This window comes from Streptomyces sp. NPDC054956 (genome assembly GCF_053609185.1).
The window spans coordinates 1-11,210 of the sequence record NZ_JBSGXB010000262.1 but is presented as its reverse complement, the minus strand read 5'-3'; the positions used below and the strand labels follow the sequence as shown (position 1 = coordinate 11,210).

Genomic DNA, 11,210 nt, shown 5'->3' with positions numbered 1-11,210 from the left:
GGTCCGGGCGCTGCCCCCCGGCAAGGGCGCCGCACCTGGCAACGCTCCCCGGCCCAGCCCGCGGGCCGTGCCCGGGGCACCGCCCGGGGCACCGGCCCTCGGGCACCGCCCGGCCAACGGGCTCGGGGCACCGCCCCGGAGGCTGGACCTGGGCTCGCCCGGGAGGCGGGACCAGGGGCAGCCTGGGGTACGGGGGGTCAGGCCGTGACGGCCTTGCGGATCTCGTCCGCGAACTCTTGCGCCGAGGCTCGCAGCGCCGCCGCGTCCGGGCCGTGCTTCAGGACGCCCCGCGACACGTTCGGGACGACGTTGCGGACGGCCGCGCCGAAGACCCGCGGGAGGTCCGCGGCCGTCGCGCCCTGCGCGCCGATGCCGGGGGCCAGCAGCGGCCCGTTGATGTCCAGGTCGAACGAGGACAGGTCCCCGAGGGTCGCGCCCACCACCGCTCCGAAGGAGCCCATCGGCGAGGCCCCGGCGTTCTCCGCCGCGAGGTGCGCCAGCATCGTCGCGCCGATCGTGCGGCCGTCCTCCCGCACCGCCCGCTGGACCTCCGCACCCTCCGGGTTCGAGGTCAGCGCGAGGACGAACAGCCCCGCCCCGGAGGCCCGCGCCAGCTCGACCGCCGGTGCGAGCGAGCCGTAGCCCAGGTACGGGGAGACGGTGAGCGCGTCGGAGAACAGCGGCGAGGACGGCGACAGGAACGTCTCCGCGTACGCGGCCATCGTCGAGCCGATGTCACCCCGCTTCGCGTCCATGACCACCAGCGTGCCCGCCGCGCGGGCGTCCGCCACGGTCTGCTCCAGTACCGCGATCCCGCGCGAGCCGAACCGCTCGAAGAACGCCGCCTGCGGCTTGAACACCGCCACGGTCTCGGCCAGCGCCTCGACCACGGTCCGGGAGAACTTCTCCAGGCCCGCGATGTCGTCGTTCAGGCCCCACGAGGCCAGCAGCGCCGCGTGCGGGTCGATGCCCACGCACAGCGGACCGCGGGTGTCCATCGCCTCGCGCAGGCGCGTACCGAACGGGATCACAGTGCTCACAGCGCGGCCTTTCGGGTTTCGGCGCCCACCGCTTCGGCGAGGGTCGCGTAGGGGCTGGCGGCCAGGCGCGCGGCCAGGCCCTTGTGGATGGCGCGGGCGTAGCAGGGGCCCTCGTAGATGAAGGCGCTGTAGCCCTGGACCAGGCTCGCGCCGGCCAGGATGCGCTGCCAGGCGTCCTCGGCGTTCTCGATGCCGCCGACGCCGACCAGGACCAGCCGGTCCCCGACGCGGGCGTACAGCCGGCGCAGGACCTCCAGCGAGCGCTCCTTGACCGGGGCGCCGGACAGTCCGCCGGTCTCCTTGATCAGGGACGGGGAGGACTTCAGGCCCAGCCCCTCGCGGGCGATCGTCGTGTTGGTGGCGATGATGCCGTCCAGACCCAGCTCCAGGGCCAGGTCGGCGACGGCGTCCACGTCCTCGTCGGCGAGGTCCGGGGCGATCTTGACGAGCAGCGGGACCCGCCGGTCGGTCACCACGCGGTCCGCGGCTTCCCGTACGGCGCTCAGCAGCGGCCGCAGCGACTCCGTCGCCTGGAGGTTGCGCAGCCCCGGGGTGTTCGGGGAGGAGACGTTGACGACCAGGTAGTCGGCGTGGCGCGCGAGGCGTTCGGTCGAGGCGACGTAGTCGGCGACGGCCTCCTCCTCCGGGACGACCTTCGTCTTGCCGATGTTCACGCCGACGACGGTCTTGAAGACCGGGTTACGGGCGGCCAGGCGCGCGGCCACGGCCGCCGAGCCCTCGTTGTTGAAGCCCATGCGGTTGATCAGCGCGCGGTCCGGGACGAGCCGGAACAGCCGCTTCTTCGGGTTGCCCGGCTGCGCCTGGGCGGTGACCGTGCCGATCTCGATGTGGTCGAAGCCGAGCATCGACATCCCGTCGATGGCGACGGCGTTCTTGTCGAAGCCGGCCGCGAGCCCGAAGGGGCCGTGCATCCGCAGTCCGAGGGCCTCGGTGCGCAGCGACTCGTGGCGCGGGGCCAGGTAGGCGGCGACGAAGGTGCGCAGCACCGGCGTGGCCGCGGCGAGGCGGATCCAGCGGAAGGCCGTGTAGTGGGCCTGCTCCGGGTCCATCCGCTTGAAGACCAGGTTGAAGAAGAGTTTGTACATCGTCGAGTGGTTCCCAGTTCGCTTGTGCGCTCATGAGAAGGGGGACATCCGTCGCGCATCGCGCTCGACGGTGTCCCCCTCCCCTCTACGGGTCGTACGGGCTGCTAGTCGCGGGCCGCCGTCAGGCGTTCCGCGTGCTCCTGGAGCGAGCGGACGCCGACGTCGCCGCGGTTGAGCGCGTCGATGCCCTGGACGGCCGCGGCGAGCGCCTGGACCGTGGTGAGGCACGGGACGCCGCGCGCCACGGCGGCCGTACGGATCTCGTAGCCGTCGAGGCGGCCACCCGTGCCGTACGGGGTGTTGACGATCAGGTCGACCTGGCCGTCATGGATGAGCTGGACGACGGTCTTCTCGCCGTCCGGGCCCTCGCCCTCGCTGAGCTTGCGCACGACGGTGGCGTTGATGCCGTTGCGGCGCAGCACCTCGGCGGTGCCCGAGGTGGCGAGGAGTTCGAAGCCGTGGGCGACGAGCTCGCGGGCCGGGAAGATCATCGAGCGCTTGTCGCGGTTGGCGACGGAGATGAACGCGCGGCCCTTGGTGGGCAGCGGGCCGTAGGCGCCGGCCTGCGACTTGGCGTAGGCGGTGCCGAAGACGCAGTCGATGCCCATGACCTCGCCGGTGGAGCGCATCTCCGGGCCGAGGACGGTGTCGACGCCGCGGCCCTGGATGTCGCGGAAGCGCGACCAGGGCATGACGGCCTCCTTGACGGAGATCGGCGCGTCGAGCGGCAGGGTGCCGCCGTCGCCGGTCTTCGGGAGCATGCCCTCTTCGCGCAGCTCGGCGATGGTGGTGCCGAGCGAGATGCGCGCGGCGGCCTTCGCGAGCGGGACGGCGGTCGCCTTCGAGGTGAAGGGGACGGTCCGGGAGGCGCGCGGGTTGGCCTCCAGGACGTAGAGGATGTCACCCGCCATCGCGAACTGGATGTTGATCAGACCGCGGACGCCGACGCCCTTGGCGATGGCCTCGGTGGAGGCGCGCAGCCGCTTGATGTCGTAGCCGCCGAGGGTGATCGGGGGCAGGGCGCAGGCCGAGTCGCCGGAGTGGATGCCGGCTTCCTCGATGTGCTCCATGACGCCGCCGAGGTAGAGCTCGGTGCCGTCGTAGAGGGCGTCGACGTCGATCTCGATGGCGTCGTCGAGGAAGCGGTCGACCAGCACGGGGCGGGTCGGCGAGATCTCGGTGGACTCGGCGATGTACGAGGACAGCCGGTCCTCGTCGTAGACGATCTCCATGCCGCGGCCGCCGAGCACGTACGAGGGGCGTACGAGGACGGGGTAGCCGATCTCGTCGGCGATGGCCTTGGCGCCGGCGAAGGTGGTGGCGGTGCCGTGCTTGGGGGCGGGCAGGCCGGCGTCGGCGAGGACCTGGCCGAAGGCGCCGCGGTCCTCGGCGGCGTGGATGGCCTCCGGCGGGGTGCCGACGACGGGGACGCCGTTGTCCTTCAGGGCCTGCGCGAGACCCAGGGGGGTCTGGCCGCCGAGCTGGACGATGACACCGGCGATGGGGCCGGCCAGCGACTCGGCGTGGACGATCTCCAGCACGTCCTCGAGCGTCAGCGGCTCGAAGTACAGGCGGTCGGAGGTGTCGTAGTCCGTGGAGACGGTCTCCGGGTTGCAGTTGACCATCACGGTCTCGTAGCCGGCGTCGCTGAGCGCGAAGGAGGCGTGGACGCAGGAGTAGTCGAACTCGATGCCCTGGCCGATGCGGTTCGGGCCGGAGCCCAGGATGATGACCGCGGGCTTCTCGCGCGGGGCGACCTCGGACTCCTCGTCGTAGGACGAGTAGAAGTACGGGGTCTTCGCGGCGAACTCGGCGGCGCAGGTGTCGACCGTCTTGTAGACCGGGCGGACGCCGAGCGCGTGGCGGACCTCGCGGACGACGTCCTCGCGCAGGCCGCGGATCTCGGCGATCTGGGCGTCGGAGAAGCCGTGGCGCTTGGCCTCGGCGAGCAGCTCGGGGTGGAGCTTGTCGGCGGCGGCCAGCTCGTCGGCGATCTCCTTGATCAGGAAGAGCTGGTCGACGAACCAGGGGTCGATCTTCGTGGACTCGAAGACCTCTTCCTGGGTGGCGCCGGCGCGGATGGCCTGCATGACGGTGTTGATGCGGCCGTCGGTCGGGCGGACCGCGGTGGCGAGGAGCTCTTCCTTGTCGCCGGTGGGGCCGACGAAGGTGAACTGCGAGCCCTTCTTCTCCAAGGAGCGCAGGGCCTTCTGGAGGGCCTCGGTGAAGTTGCGGCCGATGGCCATGGCCTCGCCCACCGACTTCATGGTGGTGGTGAGGGTGTTGTCGGCGAGCGGGAACTTCTCGAAGGCGAAGCGCGGGGCCTTGACGACGACGTAGTCGAGGGACGGCTCGAAGGAGGCCGGCGTCTTCTCGGTGATGTCGTTGGGGACCTCGTCGAGGGTGTAGCCGATGGCCAGCTTGGCGGCGATCTTGGCGATCGGGAAGCCGGTGGCCTTCGACGCGAGCGCCGAGGAGCGCGAGACGCGCGGGTTCATCTCGATGACGATGACGCGGCCGTCGACCGGGTCGATCGCGAACTGGATGTTGCAGCCGCCGGTGTCGACGCCGACCTCGCGGATGATCGCGATGCCGATGTCGCGCAGCCGCTGGTACTCGCGGTCGGTGAGCGTCATCGCCGGGGCGACGGTGATCGAGTCACCGGTGTGGACGCCCATCGGGTCGAAGTTCTCGATGGAACAGACGACGACGACGTTGTCCTTGGTGTCGCGCATCAGCTCCAGCTCGTACTCCTTCCAGCCGAGGATGGACTCCTCCAGGAGCACCTCGGTGGTCGGGGAGAGCGTGAGGCCCTGGCCGGCGATGCGGCGCAGCTCTTCCTCGTTGTGGGCGAAGCCGGAGCCGGCGCCGCCCATGGTGAAGGAGGGGCGCACGACGACGGGGTAGCCGCCGAGGGTGTCGACGCCCTGGATGACGTCGTCCATCGTGTGGCAGATGACCGAGCGGGCGGACTCGCCGTAGCCGATCTTGGCGTTGACTGCTTCGACGACGCCCTTGAAGAGGTCGCGGTCCTCGCCCTTGTTGATCGCCTCGACGTTGGCGCCGATGAGCTCGACGTTGTACTTCTCCAGCACACCCTGCTCGTGCATGGAGATGGCGGTGTTGAGCGCGGTCTGGCCGCCGAGGGTCGGGAGCAGCGCGTCGGGGCGCTCCTTCGCGATGATCTTCTCGACGAACTCGGGGGTGATCGGCTCGACGTACGTGGCGTCGGCGATCTCCGGGTCGGTCATGATCGTCGCGGGGTTGGAGTTCACCAGGATGACCCGCAGGCCCTCGGCCTTGAGGATGCGGCAGGCCTGGGTTCCGGAGTAGTCGAACTCCGCGGCCTGGCCGATGACGATCGGGCCGGAGCCGATGACCAGGACGGACTGGATATCGGTGCGCTTAGGCACGCTCGGCCTCCATCAGGGCGGTTTCCATCAAAGACGTGAAACGGTCGAAGAGGTACGCGGCGTCGTGCGGGCCGGCGGCAGCTTCGGGGTGGTACTGGACGGAGAAGGCCGGCTGGTCGAGCAGCTGGAGGCCTTCCACGACGTTGTCGTTCAGGCAGACGTGGGAGACCTCGGCGCGGCCGTAGGGGGTCTCGGACACCTTGTCGAGGGGTGCGTCCACGGCGAAGCCGTGGTTGTGCGCGGTGATCTCGACCTTGCCGGTGGTGCGGTCCTGGACCGGCTGGTTGATGCCGCGGTGGCCGTACTTCAGCTTGTAGGTGCCGAAGCCGAGCGCGCGGCCCAGGATCTGGTTGCCGAAGCAGATGCCGAAGAGCGGGGTCTTGCGCTCCAGGACGCCCTGCATGACCGCGACGGGGCCGTCGGCGGTGGCCGGGTCGCCCGGGCCGTTGGAGAAGAACACGCCGTCGGGGTTGACCGCGTACACGTCCTCGACGGTGGCGGTCGCGGGGAGCACGTGCACCTCGATGCCGCGCTCGGCCATCCGGTGCGGGGTCATGCCCTTGATGCCGAGGTCCACGGCGGCGACCGTGAACTTCTTCTCACCGATCGCGGGGACGACGTACGTCTCCTTGGTGGCGACCTCGGCGGAGAGGTTGGCGCCCTTCATCTGCGGGGCTTCCAGCACGCGGGCCAGCAGCGCGGCATCGTCGGTGGGACCCGCGACCGCCTCGCCCGAGAAGATGCCGACGCGCATGGCACCGCGCTCGCGCAGGTGGCGGGTCAGGGCGCGGGTGTCGATGCCGGAGATCCCGACGACGCCCTGCTTGACGAGCTCCTCGTCGAGCGAGCGCTGCGAGCGCCAGTTCGAGGGGACCCGCGCGGGGTCGCGTACGACGTACCCGGCGACCCAGATGCGGGAGGACTCGGGGTCCTCGTCGTTGACGCCGGTGTTGCCCACGTGCGGGGCGGTCATCACGACGACCTGCCGGTGGTACGACGGGTCGGTGAGGGTCTCCTGGTAGCCGGTCATGCCGGTGGAGAACACGGCCTCGCCGAAGGTCTCCCCCACAGCGCCGTAGGCGCGGCCGCGGAAGATCCGACCGTCCTCCAGGACGAGTACGGCGGGAGCTTTGGCTGCTCCCCTGGTGGAGGTCGTCATCGTTCGGCGCCTTCCGTCGTGGTGATTGAGTGGTTCATGATGTTGATCGCTTCGACCCAGGCGGCGTGTTCCGCCGCGCGGTCGGAGCGGAATCCGGAGTCGATCAGCCTGTCGCCGTGCGCCCATGTGACGACGAGGAGACCGCCCTCGGTGAGTACCTTGCCCGCGATTCCCTTGTCGAGGCGGGCGCCGCGCAGTTGCGCGGCCGGTACGAAGAAGTCGGTGGCACCCGGACGGACCACGTCGAGGCCCACATCGGTGAGCGTGAGCTCGACCCGGCTGCGGACGCCCAGACCGCGGGCGACGATCCGGTCGAGCCACTGCCCTGCGGTGGTGGACCCGTGGTACCGGCCGGTCAGGGCCAGCCGGTGCTCGGGCAGGCCGCTGGGGGCGGCGGGCAGCTCCGGCAGATCGCTCTGCAGGGTGCCGCGCCACTTCCAGCCCTGCCGCATCAGCCAGTACACGAACGCGATGAAGACGAGCAGACCGGCCACCCACGCGATGCGGGCGCCCCAGTCCGTCACCTCCGCCGACTGTCGTTCGGCGGCCTCGGCGGCCCGTTGGATTACTGCAGGTGTCACGCCAGTGTCCCGTCCACGACCGTTGCCCGGCCCCGCAGGAAGGTGTGAGTGACGCGCCCCGGCAGCTCACGGCCTTCGTAAGGCGTGTTGCGGCTGCGGGAGGCGAAGTGTGCGGGGTCCACGACACCACGGTACGAGGTATCGACCAAGGTCAGGTTCGCGGGTTCACCTGCCGAGACGGGGCGTCCGTGGTTCGGGAGGCCGCCGATGCGCGCCGGAGCGAAGGACATCCGCTCGGCGACGCCCGCCCAGTCGAGCAGTCCGGTCTCCACCATCGTCTGCTGGACGACGGAGAGCGCGGTCTCCAGGCCCACCATGCCCATGGCGGCCGCGGCCCACTCGCAGTCCTTGTCCTCGTGCGGGTGCGGGGCGTGGTCGGTGGCGACGATGTCGATCGTGCCGTCGGCGAGCGCCTCGCGCAGGGCCAGCACGTCGCGCTCGGTGCGCAGCGGCGGGTTGACCTTGTAGACCGGGTTGTACGAGCGCACGAGCTCGTCGGTGAGGAGCAGGTGGTGCGGGGTGACCTCGGCGGTGACGTCGATGCCGCGGGACTTGGCCCAGCGGACGATCTCGACGGAGCCGGCGGTGGAGAGGTGGCAGATGTGGACGCGGGAGCCGACGTGCTCGGCGAGCAGGACGTCGCGGGCGATGATCGACTCCTCGGCCACGGCCGGCCAGCCGCCGAGGCCGAGCTCGGCCGAGACGATGCCCTCGTTCATCTGGGCGCCCTCGGTCAGGCGCGGCTCCTGGGCGTGCTGGGCGACGACGCCGCCGAAGGCCTTCACGTACTCCAGGGCGCGGCGCATGATCACGGCGTCGTCGACGCACTTGCCGTCGTCGGAGAAGACGGTGACGCGGGCGGCGGACTCGTGCATGGCGCCCAGCTCGGAGAGCTGCTTGCCCTCCAGGCCGACGGTGACGGCGCCGATGGGCTGCACGTCGCAGTAGCCGGACTCCTTGCCCAGGCGCCACACCTGCTCGACGACGCCGGCGGTGTCGGCGACGGGGAAGGTGTTGGCCATGGCGAACACGGCGGTGTAGCCGCCGGAGGCGGCGGCGCGGGTGCCGGTGAGGACGGTCTCGGAGTCCTCGCGGCCGGGCTCGCGCAGGTGGGTGTGGAGGTCGACGAGGCCCGGGAGGAGGGTCCGGCCCTCGGCCTCGATGACGGTCGCGCCCTCGGCGGAGAGGTTCTGGCCGACCTCGGCGATGGTCTCGCCGTCGATCAGGACGTCCTGCGCCTCGCCACCGAGTACCTTCGCGCCACGGATCAGGATCTTGCTCATCTTTACTTCGTCTCCTCGGTGCGGGCGGCGGTGGTGCTGGTGGTGACGGCGGGCTCGGAGCCTCCGAGCAGCAGGTACAGGACGGCCATGCGGATGGAGACGCCGTTGGCGACCTGCTCGACGACCGTGCAGCGGTCGGAGTCGGCGACCTCGGCGGTGATCTCCATGCCGCGGACCATCGGGCCGGGGTGCATCACGACGGCGTGCTCGGGCATCCGCGCCATGCGGGTGCCGTCCAGCCCGTAGCGGCGGGAGTACTCGCGCTCGGTCGGGAAGAAGGCCGCGTTCATCCGCTCGCGCTGCACGCGCAGCATCATCACGGCGTCGGACTTCGGCAGCACCTCGTCCAGGCTGTACGAGATCTCGCACGGCCAGGCCTCGACGCCGACGGGCACCAGGGTGGGCGGGGCCACCAGGGTGACCTCGGCGCCGAGGGTGTGCAGCAGGTGGACGTTGGAGCGGGCGACCCGGCTGTGCAGGATGTCGCCGACGATGGTGATCCGGCGGCCGTTGAGGTCCTTGCCGAGCCCGGCGTCCTTGCCGACCAGGCGGCGGCGCATGGTGAAGGCGTCGAGCAGTGCCTGGGTGGGGTGCTCGTGGGTGCCGTCGCCGGCGTTGATGACGGGGGCGTCGATCCAGCCGGAGGTCGCGAGCCGGTAGGGGGCGCCGGAGGCGTGGTGGCGGATGACGACCGCGTCGACGCCCATGGCCTCCAGGGTCTGGGCGGTGTCCTTGAGGGACTCGCCCTTGGAGACGCTGGAGCCCTTGGCCGCGAAGTTGATCACATCGGCGGACAGGCGCTTCTCGGCGGCCTCGAAGGAGATCCGGGTGCGGGTGGAGTCCTCGAAGAAGAGGTTGCAGATCGTGCGGCCGCGCAGGGTGGGCAGCTTCTTTATCGGCCGGTCCGCGACGCGGGCCATCTCCTCGGCGGTGTCGAGGATCAGGACGGCGTCGTCGCGCGTGAGGTCGGCGGCCGAGATGAGGTGGCGCTTCATCCGGATTCTCCGTACGTCGGTGAGGTCAGAGCTGTGGGGAGGGCGAACAGCGGGCTTGGGGGTGCGGCAGGGCAGGCTTCGGCGCGGACCCCCCGAGGGGGCCCGATCACTCGTACGGGCTACTGCCCCGCTGCCCGGTCGGTCCGCTGGCCGAGCAGTACGGCGTCGCGGCCGTCCTCCTCCTGGAGCTGGACCTGGACGTTCTCCCGCAGCGAGGTGGGGAGGTTCTTGCCGACGTAGTCGGCGCGGATCGGCAGTTCGCGGTGGCCGCGGTCGACGAGGACGGCGAGCTGCACGGCGCGGGGGCGGCCGATGTCGCCGAGGGCGTCGAGGGCGGCGCGGATGGTGCGGCCGGAGAAGAGGACGTCGTCGACGAGGACGACCAGGCGGCCGTCGATGTCGTCGCCGGGGATCTCGGTGCGGCCGATGGCGCGGGCCGGCTTCATCCGGAGGTCGTCGCGGTACATGGTGATGTCGAGGGAGCCGACCGGGATCTTGGCACCGGTGATCTCTTCGAGCTTGGCGGCCAGCCGGCGGGCGAGGTACACGCCGCGGGTGGGAATGCCGAGGAGCACCACGTCGTCGGCGCCCTTGGCGCGTTCGACGATCTCGTGGGCGATCCGGGTCAGGACCCGGGCGATGTCCTGCGCTTCGAGAACGGGGCGCATGACATCGGACTGCTGCTGAGTGTCCATGAAAAGGACCTCCTTCTCCGCCTCACGGGACGGACCTTAAAGGACGTCTGATGTACCTGTTCCACGGTACCAGGGGTATTCCCCGGGCCTCGCACCGGGGCTGCTCAGGACCCCTCTTAAGTGGGCGTTGGAGACCATTCGGCTTGACGCATCCAAGTAACGCTGCGTAACCTCACAGTGAGTTACCAGCCGCGCGGCGGAGCCGCACGTGGTCCATCTCGTGGGCCATGTCGTCCATGCGTCCATGTCGTCACAGCGCACAGCGTCCGGGAGCGTTATGTCCAGCGAATACGCCAAACAGCTCGGGGCCAAGCTCCGCGCCATCCGCACCCAGCAGGGCCTTTCCCTCCATGGTGTCGAGGAGAAGTCCCAGGGCCGTTGGAAGGCCGTGGTGGTCGGTTCCTACGAGCGCGGGGACCGCGCCGTGACCGTCCAGCGCCTCGCCGAGCTGGCGGACTTCTACGGTGTTCCGGTGCAGGAACTGCTGCCCGGCACGACCCCCGGCGGAGCGGCCGAGCCGCCGCCGAAGCTGCGTCTGGACCTGGAGCGCCTGGCCCACGTCCCCGCGGAGAAGGCCGGCCCGCTGCAGCGTTACGCGGCCACCATCCAGAGCCAGCGCGGCGACTACAACGGCAAGGTGCTCTCGATCCGCCAGGACGACCTGCGCACCCTCGCCGTCATCTACGACCAGTCCCCCTCGGTCCTGACCGAGCAGCTCATCAGCTGGGGCGTGCTGGACGCGGACGCGCGGCGCGCGGTGGCGCACGAGGACATCTAGTCCGACGGAAGTACCGGGCGCGAGCCCAGCAGAAACGTTACCGGCGGGGTGCCGGGGAGCCGAGAGGCCCCTGGTGCCCCGCCGGTTTTCTGTGTCAGGGGGGAGGCCCGAGGCCCGGACCGGAGCCGGGGCCCATCCCCCGCACCGACCCCGAAACGAC

At 70.8% G+C, this 11,210-nt stretch carries 9 protein-coding genes; 1 reads left to right on the top strand and 8 read right to left on the bottom strand.

The genetic code is table 11. The annotated features are described in order from the left end of the window. Positions 1–197 precede the first annotated feature (197 nt). From pyrF to pyrR, 8 genes are all read right to left on the bottom strand, one after another. On the bottom strand, positions 198–1,040 hold the full coding sequence (gene pyrF / locus ACWGDE_RS30055; RefSeq protein WP_453392182.1) for an orotidine-5'-phosphate decarboxylase: 843 nt from the start codon (positions 1,038–1,040) through the stop codon (positions 198–200). Further along, entirely contained in the window at positions 1,037–2,146 is a 1,110-nt protein-coding gene (locus tag ACWGDE_RS30050; protein ID WP_453392181.1) for a quinone-dependent dihydroorotate dehydrogenase, read from the bottom strand. The genes pyrF and ACWGDE_RS30050 overlap by 4 nt, the downstream gene beginning before the upstream one ends. A 104-nt stretch (positions 2,147–2,250) precedes the next feature. Next, complete coding sequence (gene carB / locus ACWGDE_RS30045) at positions 2,251–5,559, bottom strand: carbamoyl-phosphate synthase large subunit (protein WP_453392180.1); 3,309 nt, start codon at positions 5,557–5,559, stop codon at positions 2,251–2,253. Beyond that, the gene (gene carA, locus ACWGDE_RS30040; RefSeq protein ID WP_453392179.1) at positions 5,552–6,718 is read right to left on the bottom strand and encodes a glutamine-hydrolyzing carbamoyl-phosphate synthase small subunit; all 1,167 of its coding nucleotides are present in this window, start codon (positions 6,716–6,718) and stop codon (positions 5,552–5,554) included. The genes carB and carA overlap by 8 nt, the downstream gene beginning before the upstream one ends. Continuing rightward, positions 6,715–7,299 (bottom strand): PH-like domain-containing protein, encoded by a 585-nt coding sequence (locus ACWGDE_RS30035; RefSeq protein ID WP_453392178.1) that lies wholly within the window; start codon positions 7,297–7,299, stop codon positions 6,715–6,717. The genes carA and ACWGDE_RS30035 overlap by 4 nt, the downstream gene beginning before the upstream one ends. Then, a complete protein-coding gene (locus ACWGDE_RS30030; RefSeq protein WP_453392177.1) occupies positions 7,296–8,582 on the bottom strand; it encodes a dihydroorotase in 1,287 nt (428 codons plus the stop codon). Before ACWGDE_RS30030 ends, ACWGDE_RS30035 begins: the two co-directional genes overlap by 4 nt. Before the next feature lie 2 nt (positions 8,583–8,584). Beyond that, positions 8,585–9,577, bottom strand: a complete 993-nt coding sequence (locus ACWGDE_RS30025) for an aspartate carbamoyltransferase catalytic subunit (protein ID WP_453392176.1) — start codon at positions 9,575–9,577, stop codon at positions 8,585–8,587. A gap of 119 nt (positions 9,578–9,696) precedes the next feature. Continuing rightward, a complete protein-coding gene (gene pyrR / locus ACWGDE_RS30020; RefSeq protein WP_453392175.1) occupies positions 9,697–10,272 on the bottom strand; it encodes a bifunctional pyr operon transcriptional regulator/uracil phosphoribosyltransferase PyrR in 576 nt (191 codons plus the stop codon). 277 nt (positions 10,273–10,549) lie between these two features. On the opposite strand from pyrR, the gene bldD reads away from it, so the two are divergent. Further along, the gene (bldD, locus tag ACWGDE_RS30015) at positions 10,550–11,050 is read left to right on the top strand and encodes a transcriptional regulator BldD (RefSeq protein WP_069929708.1); all 501 of its coding nucleotides are present in this window, start codon (positions 10,550–10,552) and stop codon (positions 11,048–11,050) included. Positions 11,051–11,210: the final 160 nt, after the last annotated feature.

What these genes read in the sequence shown, in the direction of transcription:
- bldD (WP_069929708.1), top strand. Translation starts at nt 10,550, where the DNA reads ATGTCCAGCGAATACGCCAAACAGCTCGGGGCCAAGCTCCGCGCCATC.
- ACWGDE_RS30050 (WP_453392181.1), bottom strand. Translation starts at nt 2,146, where the DNA reads ATGTACAAACTCTTCTTCAACCTGGTCTTCAAGCGGATGGACCCGGAG.
- ACWGDE_RS30025 (WP_453392176.1), bottom strand. Translation starts at nt 9,577, where the DNA reads ATGAAGCGCCACCTCATCTCGGCCGCCGACCTCACGCGCGACGACGCC.
- carA (WP_453392179.1), bottom strand. Translation starts at nt 6,718, where the DNA reads ATGACGACCTCCACCAGGGGAGCAGCCAAAGCTCCCGCCGTACTCGTC.
- ACWGDE_RS30030 (WP_453392177.1), bottom strand. Translation starts at nt 8,582, where the DNA reads ATGAGCAAGATCCTGATCCGTGGCGCGAAGGTACTCGGTGGCGAGGCG.
- pyrR (WP_453392175.1), bottom strand. Translation starts at nt 10,272, where the DNA reads ATGGACACTCAGCAGCAGTCCGATGTCATGCGCCCCGTTCTCGAAGCG.